This is a genomic window from Bordetella tumulicola (assembly GCF_965138755.1).
Taxonomy (GTDB): Bacteria; Pseudomonadota; Gammaproteobacteria; order Burkholderiales; family Burkholderiaceae_B; genus Bordetella_A; species Bordetella_A tumulicola.
Genome location: NZ_CBCSFP010000014.1, coordinates 78,633 through 91,651 on the forward strand (window position 1 = coordinate 78,633; position 13,019 = coordinate 91,651).

Below are 13,019 nucleotides of genomic sequence, written 5' to 3' on the forward strand. Positions count from 1 at the left end.
CCCGGCCTCGCTACGCTCGGCCTCCCGGTCTTCGAGAGACTGCTGTAACGCATCGATACGTTCACGCAGCGCGGCTTGCTGTTGTTCGGCATCGGTCTGGCGACCCGCCAGATCCGACGACGCCGCAACGCCGGGCCACGGCGTCATCGCCGCAGCCATCGTCAACAGCAAACCCGCCATAAACCGCATGAATCAGTCCTTTTTCGCCTTGCCTTGGGCGGCAACCGCTGCCATGGCAGCCTCGATTTCCGCTGCATCGCCCAAATAGTAATGGCGGATCGGGCGCAGTGCTTCATCCAGCTCGTAGACCAGCGGCTGGCCCGTCGGAATATTCACGCCAACGATATCGTCGTCCGAGATATTGTCCAAATGCTTGATCAGGGCGCGCAGGCTATTACCATGTGCGGCGACCAGCACGCGACGACCCGCACGGATGGCGGGCGCGATAGACTCGTTCCAGAACGGCAAGACGCGGGCCACGGTGTCCTGCAGGCACTCGGTCGCGGGCAGTTGGTCGGCCGGGATCTTGGCGTAACGATCATCAAAACGGGGATGGCGTTCATCGTCCAGCGCCAGGGGATCGGGCGCAATCGCGTAGGCACGGCGCCAGATCAGGACTTGCTCGTCGCCATACTTCGCGGCCGTCTCGGCCTTGTTCAAGCCTTGCAGGTTGCCATAGTGGCGTTCGTTCAGGCGCCAGTTGATGCCCACGGGCGTGTACATTGCATCCATGGCATCCAGCGCAATCCATAGCGTGCGGATGGCGCGCTTGAGCACAGAGGTGTAGGCCAGATCAAATTCGAAGCCTTCTTTCTTGAGCAGCTCGCCGGCCTTGCGCGCCTGCTCCCGACCGGTATCAGTCAGGTCGACATCGGTCCAACCCGTAAAGCGGTTTTCCAGATTCCATTGGCTTTCGCCGTGACGCATCAGAACGAGTTTGTACATGGTTTTTGGCCGCCGAAAGGCCGGCGTAGAGTTGACGAATGCGCTCATTTTATAATTGACTGGTTTTGTTCCTGGTTTTTCCCGGTAACGCGGGGTTTGTTACGGTAAGCCGCAGGCGTTTACGCCCGGCTACCCGCGCCAACCCGGTATGATGCGGGTCCGAATCAGGCCGCCATTTTTCAGACGAGCGCGACGTATTATTGCAAGCCGCATTGTTGCAAGCTCGTCCCCCTTTCAGGAACCTCTGTGGATCTTCTGCAATTCTTGGTTGATAAAAACAACATATTCATCGTCATCGTGGCAGTGGTAGCTGGCGTCATGCTGGCAATCCCCTCACTGCGCAAGGGCCGTAGCGGCTCGGGCCTCAGCACGGCCGAAGCCATCCAACTGGTCAACAAAAACCAGGGAATATGGGTAGACGTGCGCCCAAGTGAACAATTCCGTGCCGGCCACATTGCCCAGGCGCGTAGCGTACCGGCCAGCGAGATCGAGCAAAAAGCCAGTTCGCTGCCCAAAAACAAGCCTCTACTGGTGGTTTGCGAAACGGGCCGTGACTCCGGTCGTATCGCTGCCCGCCTGCGTACCCAAGGCTTTACCGAAGTCTCCGTGCTTGAAGGCGGGATCCGTGCCTGGTCATCGGCGGGCCTGCCCTTAACCCAGAAACCCTGACCAGGAGCCCGGCATGAGTAAAGTTGTCATGTACTCCAAGGATTATTGTCCTTATTGCTCGCGCGCCAAGACGCTGCTGACCGAGCGTGGCGTGACCGATCTGGAAATCATCCGTATCGATCAAGACCCGGCCCAGCGCGATGTCATGATCGAACGCACCGGCCGCCGTACCGTCCCGCAAATCTTCATCGGTGACAAACACGTCGGCGGGTGCGACGATCTGGTTGCGCTGGATCGCTCAGCCGGCTTGCTGCCCCTGCTTAACGGCTGACGGCTAACTACCGCCCGCTTTTTATTTTTGCTCACCTACAACCCGGAAATTCTCATGGCTGAACAGGATCAAAACACCCAGCAGCAGGAAGGCGTTGCCCCTGCATTCAACATGCAGCGCGTCTACCTGAAAGACCTGTCGCTGGAAATGCCCAATGCGCCTCACGTGTTCCTGGAACAAGAGCAGCCGCAAGTCGAAGTCAGCATCAACGTGGGTGGCCAGCGCCTGGCCGAGTCGATCTTCGAATCGACCGTGACGGCGACCGTGACCACCCGTGTCAACGACAAGGTACTGTACCTGATCGAAGGCACCCAGGCTGGCATTTTCGAGCTAGCCAACATTCCTGCCGAACAAATGGATCCGCTGCTGGGCATCGTATGCCCCACCATGCTGTATCCCTACTTGCGCGCCAACGTGGCCGACGCGATCACGCGCACCTCGATGCCGGCCCTGCACTTGGCCGAAGTCAACTTCCAGGCACTGTACGAACAGCGCATCGCCGAGTTGGCCCAGCAACAACAGCAAGAAGGTAACCCTAACGGGGCAGACTCCGGCATCATCTTGCCGCCGGGCGCTACCCGCCAATAAGCCTTTTGCTGCCGCACGCCGATGACCCCGTCACCCGCCCCACTGAGCATTGCCGTTTTAGGCGCGGGTAGCTGGGGCACGGCGCTGGCCGCCGCGGCCAGCCGCCGTCACCGCACCATTCTGTGGGCACGTGATGCCACACAGGCCGATGCGATGGCTCAATCGCACCAAAACACGCGTTACCTGCCTGACATCGCGCTGCCCACAACGCTGGCCATCACCAGCGATCTGACGGCGGCCCTGGCGCCATTAGCGGCAGCGCCGTCACGCGCACTGATTATCCTGGGCGTGCCCGTCGCCGGCCTGGATCCCATCTGTCGCGAGCTCGCGNCACGCTTGCCCGTCCTTGGCTTGTCGCACACCCCCGTGGTCTGGACTTGCAAGGGATTCGAGGCCGACACCGCCCGCCTGCCCCATGAAATCGTCGCAGAAGCCCTCCACGGCATCGCCGATTTTCCCGGTGGCGTACTGTCTGGCCCGTCCTTCGCCCGCGAAGTCGCACGGGGCTTGCCCGTCGCGCTCACCATCGCCAGCGACCACGACACCGTGCGCCAGCACACAACCGCCGCCTTGCATGGCGGCGCGGTGCGCGTCTACGCCAGCACCGATGTCACGGGCGTCGAGGTCGGCGGCGCCCTGAAAAATGTCATCGCCGTAGCCTGCGGTATTTCCGATGGCCTCGCCCTGGGCACCAATGCCCGCGCGGCACTGATCACCCGGGGCCTGGCCGAAATGAGCCGCTTCGGCGTGGCGCTGGGCGCCCAGGCCGAAACCTTTGCCGGCCTGACGGGCCTGGGCGATCTCGTCCTGACCGCCACTGGCGAGCTGTCTCGCAACCGCCGCGTCGGCCTCGAAATCGGTGCCGGACGGCCGTTGGCCGATATCCTGGCCAGCGGTATTACGGCCGAAGGCGTACGTTGCGCGCGAGCCGCGCTACAACGCGCCCGCACGCTGGGCGTAGAGTTGCCCATTACCGAAGCCGTCTGCGACGTGCTATTTGAGGGCGTCGCCCCGGTGACCGCCGTCTCCGCCCTGCTCGCCCGGGAAGCACGCCTGGAAACCTGAGCCGCAAGCGGTCCATGCGATATCCGCATCAGCGATCCCGCCCGCCATGCCGTACTTTCCCCTATCGCCGCACAGCCCGATCCGTACCATAAAATCCACGGACAAGACCAACCTCGAGACAAACAAAAGAACGCACCATGTCCCTGACCCGCCCTTTTCGCGCGATTGCGCTCTTGCGCTGCCTGCCCTTGATCCTGATCGCCGCCGCACTGCCGACCACCGCCTCGGCCGACTGGCCCGAACGCCCCATCCACATGGTGGTGCCATTCCCACCAGGCTCGTCCCCTGATCTCTTGGCGCGAACGATTTCCGAGCCACTGTCCCAAGCACTGGGCCAGCCCGTCGTGATCGACAACAAACCAGGCGCCGGCGGCAACATCGGGACCCGCATGGTCGCCAAAGGCAAACCCGACGGCTACACCCTGGTCTACACCATCAACGGCCCGCTCGTCACCGCACCCGAACTCTACAAAAAGACACTGGGCTACGACCCGCTCAAAGACCTCCAGCCCATCACGCTGGTGGCCACCAGCCCGAACGTGCTGACCGTCCCCGCGACCCTCTCCGTCAATAACGTCGCCGACTTCATCAAACTGGCGCGCGAACGCAAGGGCGAACTGAACTACGGTTCCGTCGGCCCCGGCAGTTCCGCTCACTTGGCAATGGAAATGTTCAAAAACGAGGCCGGTATCGACTTGGTACAGATTCCCTACTCGGGTTTCCCACAAGTCATCAGCGCCATCATCGCCGGCGACGTACAAGCCGGCTTTATGGTCCCCGCCATTGCCATGCCGCAAGTCAAAAGCGGCAAAGCTAAAGCACTGGCCATCACCAGCCTGGAACCCAGTGAATCCCTGGCGGGCATCCCCACCATGGCCACCCAGGGCTATCCCGGTTTCGAAGCCATCTCCTGGAACGCCATCCTGGCCCCCGCCGGCACCCCCGCCCCGATCGTAGAGAGACTGAACAAAGAACTCTCCCAAATCATCAACAGCGACACCGTCCGCAAGCAATTGGCACAGCAATACTTCACCGCCGCCCCCTCCACCCCGCAAGGCCTTACCGACCGCATCAAAAAAGACCAGGCCCGCTGGAACACCGTCATCAACCAATTGAACCTATCGCTAGATTAATCAGAGTCGGCACCCAGAAAACTGACATACCCCATACGTACGCCGTTACCCTAAGTAGCCCCCCCGCATTCCCTAACGCGNGTCCCCGCCGCTGGCTGGCGTAGGCTCCACCGGCGTTTTGAGCTGTCGGGCAGTCCCGCGCAGCGGGACCGAGGCCCCTGGTTGGGCCGAGCCGCAGCGATTACGCCGGTGGAGCCTACGCCAGCCAGCGGCGGGGACGCCTTAAGAAAGCAGGCCTACTACGCTCCACCTGCATAACCATTCTGACGCCACGCCTCAAACACGGTAATCGCCACCGCATTGGACAAATTCAGGCTGCGTTGGCCCTCGCACATGGGCAAGCGTATCTGCTGAGCGGGCGCAAACATGGCCATGTGCTCGGCGGACAAGCCAGCCGTCTCGCGACCGAACACAAACACATCACCGGGCACAAAGGCAACCTCTGACACGTTGTGCGACGCACGGGTGGTCATGGCATAGCAGTGATCGGGCCGCGCGCCCGTCGCCGCCAACGCCTGTGCCAACGTGTCATGCACTTGCACGGGTTGCCACTCGTGATAATCCAGGCCGGCGCGACGCAAGCGCGTGTCATCCAGATCAAAACCCAATGGCCGCACCAAATGCAGCTGCGCCCCGGCATTGGCGCACAAGCGGATCACATTGCCGGTATTGGGCGGGATTTCGGGGCAAACAAGTACGACATGAAACATACATTCAATCCTGGCCAACGCTCACGCTGCGCATCACTCTATCTAATCTAATTAAATTCGCCACCCACCGGGGTACGGGCCGCCACCAACACCGTCACCTCTGACGCGCCAGCGCTCAACAACGCCTGGGCCGCGGCATTCACGGTGCTGCCGGTGGTCATGACATCATCGACCAGCCCTACCGGACAGCCGGGCAACGGCCGGACACACTCAAAGAGGCCCTCCGCGCCAGCACGACGCGCCTGACGAGAACTGAAGGCCTGCCGGGGACCTTCACGCAAGCGCCGCAACACACCGCGTCGGACGGGCAGGTGCAAGCATACGCCCAAACTGGCCGCCAACTCAGCCGCAGGATTAAAGCCACGCTGCCGCAGCGATTGGCGACTCGACGGAATCGGGACCAGGATCGTCCCCACCCGCAGAGCATAGGTTCCGTTTTGCGCAACCAGTGCGGTCTGAGGAGGTGACGGCGACAATGCCGAGGACGTCACGCCGCCGGCGCGAACGACGGCATCGGCCAGCAGTTGCGCCAACGCTGTACTCAACCCATAGCGACGTTCGGCCTTGTAACGACCGATCAGGCTATCGAAAGGCGGTTCATAGTCAAACGCGGCGATGGTGCGCGTAAAGACGGGATTCATGTCCGCACAAGAGGGGCACTCGCGTCCCGTGGCACGCATACGCTGGGCACAACGTGCACAGCGCTGGCAGCCGTCGCGCATGGTGGCCGCAACATCCTGGATACATCCGACGCAGAGGCGCCCGCCGGTTGCCGCGCCCGCGCACAACGGACAATCCGTCGCGATCAGGGCAAAGACCCGCTGCGTGGCGGTGCGTAACGGGAAGAGAAAACGCGAATAGGCAATAATGGACGACATTCAGGCTCATGCATTTTGCTCGGGCCGTTATCACACCACGCTTTTCCTGCGCTGCCGTCGGGTAGCGCGACATTCATGTCACAACCCTCGCCCGCTACTCCTCCGACATTGCCGCTCAACCCCGCGCATGTCGTACAACAATTTTCGCGCCGCGGCGATCTCTCCGACGCCCAATTTCTGTACGGCGAAGTCGCCCGACGCATGTTGGGGCGGCTGCAGTACATACGCTTGCAACCCACAGCCCTGCTGGATGCGGGCTGTGGCGCCGCAGACAACCTGCCCCTGCTACGGGAACGCTATCCCGATGCGGCCTACCACGGCCTGGATATCAACGAGGCCGTGCTAGCGCACGCCCGTCAGCGCCATGCCTCCGGCGGCGTCACCCAGTGGCTGGGCAAACTGGTCGGACTCGGCCATAACACCCCGCGCTTTATCCGTGCCGATCTCGCCGATACCGGCCTGCCTCCCGAATCGCTCGATCTGGTCTGGTCCAATCTGGCCATGCACTGGCACCCCGCCCCGCATGCCGTGCTGGCCGAATGGCGACGTGTGCTGAAAGTCGGCGGACTGGCAATGTTTTCCTGTCTGGGGCCGGCCACGCTGCGCGAACTACGCCAGGCACTGGACGACGCCGGCCTGCGCACCGCCACGCCTGCTTTTGTCGATATGCACGACTTCGGCGACCTGTTGGTGGAAAACGGATTTTCTGACCCGGTCATGGATCAAGAAACCCTGACGCTCACCTACCGCAGCCCGGAACGCCTGCTCGAAGACGTACGGGCGCTGGGCGGCAACCCCGCCAGCGACCGCCGTCGAGGCCTGGNCGGCCGAAGTTGGCTCAATCGACTGCATGCCGCCCTAGAGGCCCAGCGCAATACAGACGGCGTCATTGCGCTGACGATCGAAGTGTCCTATGGCCACGCTTGGCGCGCAGCAGCCCGCCGCAGCGCAGCGGGCGAAACTCATCTCTCGATCAGCGCCATCGGCGGGCGTCGCGCCGGCAGTTAATGCAATCGATCGGATCCCCATCCCGAGGCAAGCCCCGGGTCGGGCGTCGCCAAGGCTTGCACACTGCCGTGCACGGGCTCGGAGGTCGCACGAATGCGGCGACGCTGCACCTCGACGGCAATCGCGCTCGTTTCGCGCTCGCCTCGCCAGACCCGGGTCATAGACTCGACGACAGAGGGCAAGTCGCGCACGCGATGGAACTGACCGCGCAGCCAGCGGGCATCATTACCATTACGGATCGCCTCGTCCTGCAATGTGGCCAGCATATCCCGGGTGCCGAGCTCTTCCGCGATCGGCATCAGACGCAGGAATAGCGAACGCAGATGATCGATCAAGCGCAAACGCTGCCCATCCGGGGTCACATAACTGCCCTGGAGGCCAAAGCGGCACGCCTGAAAATGATTGCTGCGATAGGCTAGCCATGCCGTAGGCGCGGGCTGGGGCTCGCGCGTCACTAGCACGGCCAGTGCCTGGGCAAAGGCGGCCAGCTGGCACGCCCGCTCAACGGTCAACGGGGTATCGCATACGCGTATCTCTACCGTACCGAACTCGGGTTTGGGACGAATATCCCAATACAGGTCCTTGATGCTCTCGGCCAAGCCACTGCGACGCAACTGGGCCATATGGGCCTCGAACTGATACCAGTCGGTCACATCCGCCGGCAGATGCCCCGACAAGGGGAAACTGTTGACAGCATTGAGGCGGCAGCACGAAAACAACGTATCCACCCCTTCGTAATAGGGCGACGACGCCGACAACGCAATGAAATGCGGCACATACGGGGACAGCCCGCGCACCATACGCACCGCCGCATCACCCGAGGGCACGCCCAAATGAATATGCTGACCGAACACGGTAAATTGACGCGCCAGATAACCGTACATTTCAGCCAGATACTGAAACCGGGGAGAATCGGAAATGGCGCGCTCTTGCCAACGCATGAAGGGGTGGGCCCCTCCGCCAGCGACTGACACCCCCACCGCGTCTGCGGCTTCGCACAAGGCATCACGCATTTCGCGCATTTCGGCCAAGAGGCCCATGGGGTGTTCGTGTACCGAGGAATTCAGCTCAATCATAGAGCGGGTGATTTCGGGCTTGACCCGATCCGCAATCGGATGATTGGCCATCTGAACCAGCAACTCGTCCGCCGCCGCAGTCAAGTCAAAACTACGTGGATTAATCAGTTGCAGCTCAAGCTCTATGCCGAGCGTGTTGGGGGCGGACGAGACGAACGGGATCTGTTCCATCTCTGACTCCTTAATGTACGTTGGTGGGGGCGCACCATTCGGCCTTGAAGCCCGGCGACCTCCCGGGGGGCACTTGACGGTGTCTTATGCCTGCATGATAGCCGCAACTTTGTGCCAAGAAGATTCAAAATCGTGACAATTACGCGCAACTTCAAGAATCCAGGCGTATTTGTCTGTGACAACAATGTAAGTGACTACTCACAGACTAGGAATGGCGCGGGTGACAGCGGTATCGGCTGTGTTTTCTCGCTAAAAATGCGGCTGCCAGAGATGGGCGGGTTAACCCTATATCGGGTTATTCCTAGTATTTTGCAGGGTTTCCCTGACCAGACTGTGACAGAAGTCTGCGTTCTCGATTCCGCTGCGAGCGCCCCTGGTAACAGGCTTGCGGTAGCGACGGGTGCCGTCAATCGGCGCCCTCGAACTGGGTGGCCAGCAAGGCGTGCCTGAATCGTTGCGCCGGCTCGAAATCAGCCGCTTCCTTCAGGGTAAAGAACGACAACTGGGTGCGCCCGGTATCGAGCTCGCGACCGCGCAGCGGCTGGATACCCAGTCTGTCGCGGTATTGCGCGATCAGGCGGTCCGGGCCGACGCTGACGAACCGTCCCCCTGCCACCATATGCATGCCGGAATGAATGGACGTGCACACTACCCGCGGACGCGGTGCGGCCAGACCGCTATTCAGGAACAAACGCTGGAACGCCGCATAGGTGCGCGACCCACGGTGCGGCACCACCCAGGGAAACTCGGCCAGTTCAGCCATGCGCACCTGCTTGCGCCGGGCCAATCGATGCCCGGTCGCGGCAAACACCTGCATACGACCCGCCCACAGCGGCTCGACATGCAGCAGATCCAGATTCACCGTCGAAGCGATAGTCTCGTCCAGCCAGCCGATGACGCAATCGAGCTCGCCGGCGGCCAGCGCGGCAACCAGTGTCACGGCCTCGGCTTCTTCGATGTGCATATGCGGCAGCGTGTCTTGTTCCAACAGACGCGTCAACGCCTCGGGCAGCATGCTAAAGCCCACCAGTTGCACACAGCCTACCCGAAGCGTCGGATCGCGCCCGCTTTGCCGTGCCGCGCCGATGGCGAAATTCACCGAAGCCATCGCAATGACCAGCCGTTCACGTGCATGACGGCCCGCGACGGTCAAGCGGCCACCGCGCGCATCGCGTTCGACCAACTGCATGCCGAAAACGCCTTCGACCTCGCGCAACAACAGTGTGACCGCCGGCTGGCTGATACCCAACTCGCGCGCGGCCGCGCCCAGCGAGCCTTCGCGGTCGATGACTTCCAATAACCGCAGGTGGCGCAGACGCAAACGATCGAGCCGATACGCCGCGGCGCGCGACAACGGCTGTCCATCTGACTGAGATAGCGGTAGCGTGCTCATATGAAAAGTATATGGGTTAATGAGATATTAATAATTGATGCTTAACACCACACTGTCGATAATCCTTGCAAGAGCCGCCGCTCGACACACGCCCCCACAGGCGGCCCACATCAAGGAGACGACATGCGCCCCCCATTTCCCCTCGCACGGCGGCAATTCCTGCGCGGCGCCATGCTGGCCACCGTGGCTTATGCCACAAGCAGCCGGGCCGCCGCCCAGCCCGCCTACCCCAGCCAGCCTGTCCGGCTGATCGCGCCTTTCTCGCCCGGCGGCGCGGTGGATATCTATTCGCGCATCATCTCGCCTGAACTATCCCGCATCTTGGGCCAGACCGTGATCGTGGAAAACCGTCCTGGCGCCAGCGGCAACATCGGCGCCGAGATGGTCAAGCGCGCGCCGGCCGACGGCCATACGCTGTTGGTGGGCAACATCGCCATCCTGGGCATCAACCCGGTCGTTTACAAAAACAACCCCATCGCCCCGCTGGCCGACCTGACACCCATCGCCAAGACCGTGAATGTCAACTATGTGCTGGTGCTGAACCCCCAGGTGCCGGCGCGCACCGCGGCCGAACTCATCGCCTACGCCAAAACCAACCCGGGAAAACTGACCTACGGATCGTCCGGTACCGGCAGCATGCAACAAATGGCTGCCGAGCTGTTCCAGTCACGCACCGGCACCAAGTTGCTGCACGTACCATACAAGGGCACCGGCGCGCTGGTGGGAGACCTGGTCGCAGGGCACGTGGACATGATTTTCGCCGATGAGGGATCGATGATGCAGCAGGTCAATGCCGGCAAACTGAGGGTGCTAGGGGTATGCGGGCTGACGCGCAGGCCCGAATACCCGGATATTCCGACGATAGCCGAGGCCGCCGATCTGCCCGGCTTCGAGGCCGTGGCGTGGCAGGGCCTGGCCGGCCCCGCGAGGCTGCCCGCCTCCATCGTCGACCAGTTGAACCAGGCCATCAACCAGATCCAGGCTGACCCAGCCATCAAGGCGCGCCTGGCCGCAGCCGGGCTCTCCACCGATGCGGGCACACCTCAGGCGTTTCGCCAGTACATCGGCGATGAGCTGACCAAATGGCGTAAAGTCGCCACCGACATCGGCATCTCGGTGCAATGAGCGACACACCCGATGACCATTGCCAACATCGAATGCTGGGTATTTCGCGCCCCGATTGAACGCCCCGTGACCGCAGCCGTGGGCAGCATGACCAATCGCCCCGCCGTGTTCGTGCGTATCAGTGCGGCCGATGGCGCCTGGGGCTGGGGCGAGGTGTTCTGCAACTTTCCGACCGTAGGCGCCGAGCACCGCGCCCGCATCGTGCGCGAGATCGTCGCCCCGCTGCTCCTGGGCACATCCAGCGACCAACCCGCCGACACCTGGCGGCATTTGACACAGCGCCTGCGCCGCATGGCGCTGCAAGCCGGCGAGCCCGGCCCGCTGGCACAAGCCATCGCCGCCATCGATCAGGCCCTATGGGATATGCAGGCCCGCCGCGCTGGCCTGCCCCTGTGGCGCCTGCTGGCCGATACGCCACAGGCCAGCAACCGCGTGCGCCTGTACGCCAGCGGCCTGGGCCCCGAACAGCCCGCCGAATTCGCACTGGCCAAACAGGCCCAGGGCTATACCGCGTTCAAATTCAAGGTGGGTTTCGAACCCGACAAGGACATCGCGGATTTCGAGGCCATGCGCGCCGCATTGGGCCCAGAGGCGCAGATCATGATCGACGCCAACCAGGCCTGGGAACCAGACACGGCGGCACGGCGGATCGCCGCGCTGGCACGCTACGAGCCGTTCTGGATCGAAGAGCCGCTCGCGGCCGACGAACCGCTGGACGTATGGCGCCGGCTAGCCGACAGCACGCCAGTCCCGCTGGCCGCCGGGGAGAACATCCGCGGCCACGCCGACTTCGAAGCCGCCATCCGGAATGGACACCTACGTTTCGTGCAACCCGACGTGGCCAAATGGGGCGGTATTTCGGGTTGTCTGGCAGTCGCCCGCCGCGCCGAGCACGCGGGGCTGACGTTCTGCCCGCACTGGCTGGGCGGCGGCATCGGATTGGCGGCCTCAATGCATCTGCGCGCCGCGTTGGGCCCGGCGGGAATGGTCGAAGTCGATGCGAACCCGAATCCACTGCGCGAGCAGGTATACCCGCTGAACAACTTGAAAGACGGCTGGTTTCACCTGCCGGACACACCCGGTATGAGTGTCGAGCCGAATCTGGCCGCGCTGGCGCGGTATCGTGTCGCCCTTGCGTAGCGTGAGCCCGACGTGCCGGTTACTTGCGCCAGAACATGGGCGTGAACAGCACCATGACAGTCAGCAATTCCAGCCGGCCGATCAGCATGGCAAACGTACACACCCAGGTCTGAAAGTCGGTCAGCACTCCGAAATTGCCCATGGGGCCCACCGACCCCAAACCCGGCCCGGTGTTATTGATACTGGCCAGCACTGCCGAAAACGCCGCGATGGGCTCAAGCCCCGACACCAGCATCAGGCTGGCCAGCAAACCGATCGACAGGACATACACCACCATGAAAGCCAGCACCGACGCCATCACCCGCTGAGAAACCAGGCGACCAGCCATACGGATCGGGCTGACCGCACTGGGATGCAGCATGACGACCAACTCGTTACGGACCTGTTTGACCAACAATAGGGCACGCACCATCTTGATTCCGCCACCTGTCGAACCCGCCGAGGTCACAAAACCCGACAGCAGCAACATGGTCAGAGGTGCCACCAAGGGCCACGCGGCGTAATCCACGTTGGCAAAGCCTGTGGTGGTAGCCACTGAAATCGTGTTGAACATGCCATAGCGCAGCGCCTGGACAGGATCATCATAGACACCGCGAACGTACAAAAAAGCGGAAATCGCCAATCCCGCTCCCAGCATGATGGTCAGATACGGGATGGTTTGCGGACAGATCCGGTACGCGCGCAGACTACCCTGCCGCAAGGCGTTGAAATGCGTCGCAAAGCTGATGCCCGCCAGGGTCATGAAGATCATGGACACGATCTCGACCGGCACTGAGTCAAAGTAGGCGAAGCCCGCGTCCCGCGTGGAAAATCCCCCCAACCCCATCGTCGTCGCCGTATGACACCA

General features: G+C 62.4%; 13 protein-coding genes and 4 pseudogenes. 10 read left to right on the forward strand and 7 right to left on the reverse strand.

What is annotated here, in order from left to right; translation table 11 throughout:
- Together ACNAZS_RS24050 and gpmA are read right to left on the reverse strand one after the other, a co-directional pair.
- Positions 1-189: pseudogene (locus ACNAZS_RS24050) on the reverse strand (murein hydrolase activator EnvC family protein); the annotation flags it as partial.
- A 3-nt stretch (positions 190-192) separates the two neighbouring features.
- Positions 193-945: a 2,3-diphosphoglycerate-dependent phosphoglycerate mutase gene (gene gpmA / locus ACNAZS_RS24055; protein WP_415793071.1), complete on the reverse strand. Its 753-nt coding sequence runs from the start codon at positions 943-945 to the stop codon at positions 193-195.
- A gap of 246 nt (positions 946-1,191) precedes the next feature.
- On the opposite strand from gpmA, the gene ACNAZS_RS24060 reads away from it, so the two are divergent.
- From ACNAZS_RS24060 to ACNAZS_RS24085, 6 genes and pseudogenes are all read left to right on the forward strand, one after another.
- Complete coding sequence (locus ACNAZS_RS24060; RefSeq protein ID WP_415793072.1) at positions 1,192-1,614, forward strand: rhodanese-like domain-containing protein; 423 nt, start codon at positions 1,192-1,194, stop codon at positions 1,612-1,614.
- A gap of 13 nt (positions 1,615-1,627) precedes the next feature.
- Positions 1,628-1,885: a glutaredoxin 3 gene (grxC, locus tag ACNAZS_RS24065; protein WP_415793073.1), complete on the forward strand. Its 258-nt coding sequence runs from the start codon at positions 1,628-1,630 to the stop codon at positions 1,883-1,885.
- A gap of 54 nt (positions 1,886-1,939) precedes the next feature.
- On the forward strand, positions 1,940-2,473 hold the full coding sequence (secB, locus tag ACNAZS_RS24070) for a protein-export chaperone SecB (RefSeq protein ID WP_415793074.1): 534 nt from the start codon (positions 1,940-1,942) through the stop codon (positions 2,471-2,473).
- A 21-nt stretch (positions 2,474-2,494) separates the two neighbouring features.
- A pseudogene (locus ACNAZS_RS24075) lies at positions 2,495-2,803 on the forward strand (NAD(P)H-dependent glycerol-3-phosphate dehydrogenase); the annotation flags it as partial.
- A 1-nt stretch (position 2,804) separates the two neighbouring features.
- Positions 2,805-3,538 (forward strand): annotated as a pseudogene (locus ACNAZS_RS24080) (NAD(P)H-dependent glycerol-3-phosphate dehydrogenase); the annotation flags it as partial.
- A 137-nt stretch (positions 3,539-3,675) separates the two neighbouring features.
- The gene (locus ACNAZS_RS24085; RefSeq protein ID WP_415793075.1) at positions 3,676-4,671 is read left to right on the forward strand and encodes a Bug family tripartite tricarboxylate transporter substrate binding protein; all 996 of its coding nucleotides are present in this window, start codon (positions 3,676-3,678) and stop codon (positions 4,669-4,671) included.
- A 239-nt stretch (positions 4,672-4,910) separates the two neighbouring features.
- On the opposite strand, the gene ACNAZS_RS24090 is transcribed toward ACNAZS_RS24085, so the two are convergent.
- Positions 4,911-5,381, reverse strand: a complete 471-nt coding sequence (locus tag ACNAZS_RS24090) for a tRNA (cytidine(34)-2'-O)-methyltransferase (RefSeq protein WP_415793076.1) — start codon at positions 5,379-5,381, stop codon at positions 4,911-4,913.
- 47 nt (positions 5,382-5,428) lie between these two features.
- Positions 5,429-6,259: a ComF family protein gene (locus tag ACNAZS_RS24095; protein WP_415793077.1), complete on the reverse strand. Its 831-nt coding sequence runs from the start codon at positions 6,257-6,259 to the stop codon at positions 5,429-5,431.
- 75 nt (positions 6,260-6,334) lie between these two features.
- On the opposite strand from ACNAZS_RS24095, the gene ACNAZS_RS24100 reads away from it, so the two are divergent.
- Both ACNAZS_RS24100 and ACNAZS_RS24105 read left to right on the forward strand, forming a co-directional pair.
- Positions 6,335-7,082: methyltransferase domain-containing protein (locus ACNAZS_RS24100; RefSeq protein ID WP_415793078.1), on the forward strand; the 748-nt coding region annotated here is incomplete at its 3' end.
- A 1-nt stretch (position 7,083) separates the two neighbouring features.
- Positions 7,084-7,267: pseudogene (locus ACNAZS_RS24105) on the forward strand (methyltransferase domain-containing protein); the annotation flags it as partial.
- Here the strand turns inward: ACNAZS_RS24105 and ACNAZS_RS24110 are convergent.
- On the reverse strand, positions 7,264-8,514 hold the full coding sequence (locus ACNAZS_RS24110) for a YbdK family carboxylate-amine ligase (protein ID WP_415793079.1): 1,251 nt from the start codon (positions 8,512-8,514) through the stop codon (positions 7,264-7,266). The pseudogene ACNAZS_RS24105 and the gene ACNAZS_RS24110 overlap by 4 nt on opposite strands.
- A gap of 406 nt (positions 8,515-8,920) precedes the next feature.
- On the reverse strand, positions 8,921-9,907 hold the full coding sequence (locus tag ACNAZS_RS24115) for a LysR substrate-binding domain-containing protein (protein WP_415793080.1): 987 nt from the start codon (positions 9,905-9,907) through the stop codon (positions 8,921-8,923).
- Positions 9,908-10,030: 123 nt separating this feature from the next.
- Here ACNAZS_RS24115 and ACNAZS_RS24120 point away from each other — a divergent pair, with 123 nt between their 5' ends.
- Positions 10,031-11,032 (forward strand): Bug family tripartite tricarboxylate transporter substrate binding protein, encoded by a 1,002-nt coding sequence (locus ACNAZS_RS24120; RefSeq protein ID WP_415793081.1) that lies wholly within the window; start codon positions 10,031-10,033, stop codon positions 11,030-11,032.
- A 12-nt stretch (positions 11,033-11,044) separates the two neighbouring features.
- A complete protein-coding gene (locus ACNAZS_RS24125) occupies positions 11,045-12,172 on the forward strand; it encodes a mandelate racemase/muconate lactonizing enzyme family protein (protein WP_415793082.1) in 1,128 nt (375 codons plus the stop codon).
- Between the two features lie 19 nt (positions 12,173-12,191).
- Here the strand turns inward: ACNAZS_RS24125 and ACNAZS_RS24130 are convergent.
- The coding region (locus ACNAZS_RS24130) for a TrkH family potassium uptake protein (RefSeq protein ID WP_415793083.1) at positions 12,192-13,019 on the reverse strand (828 nt) is incomplete at its 5' end.

What these genes read in the sequence shown, in the direction of transcription:
- ACNAZS_RS24085 (WP_415793075.1), top strand. Translation starts at nt 3,676, where the DNA reads ATGTCCCTGACCCGCCCTTTTCGCGCGATTGCGCTCTTGCGCTGCCTG.
- grxC (WP_415793073.1), top strand. Translation starts at nt 1,628, where the DNA reads ATGAGTAAAGTTGTCATGTACTCCAAGGATTATTGTCCTTATTGCTCG.
- ACNAZS_RS24095 (WP_415793077.1), bottom strand. Translation starts at nt 6,259, where the DNA reads ATGTCGTCCATTATTGCCTATTCGCGTTTTCTCTTCCCGTTACGCACC.
- ACNAZS_RS24115 (WP_415793080.1), bottom strand. Translation starts at nt 9,907, where the DNA reads ATGAGCACGCTACCGCTATCTCAGTCAGATGGACAGCCGTTGTCGCGC.
- ACNAZS_RS24110 (WP_415793079.1), bottom strand. Translation starts at nt 8,514, where the DNA reads ATGGAACAGATCCCGTTCGTCTCGTCCGCCCCCAACACGCTCGGCATA.
- ACNAZS_RS24120 (WP_415793081.1), top strand. Translation starts at nt 10,031, where the DNA reads ATGCGCCCCCCATTTCCCCTCGCACGGCGGCAATTCCTGCGCGGCGCC.
- ACNAZS_RS24125 (WP_415793082.1), top strand. Translation starts at nt 11,045, where the DNA reads ATGACCATTGCCAACATCGAATGCTGGGTATTTCGCGCCCCGATTGAA.
- gpmA (WP_415793071.1), bottom strand. Translation starts at nt 945, where the DNA reads ATGTACAAACTCGTTCTGATGCGTCACGGCGAAAGCCAATGGAATCTG.
- ACNAZS_RS24090 (WP_415793076.1), bottom strand. Translation starts at nt 5,381, where the DNA reads ATGTTTCATGTCGTACTTGTTTGCCCCGAAATCCCGCCCAATACCGGC.
- secB (WP_415793074.1), top strand. Translation starts at nt 1,940, where the DNA reads ATGGCTGAACAGGATCAAAACACCCAGCAGCAGGAAGGCGTTGCCCCT.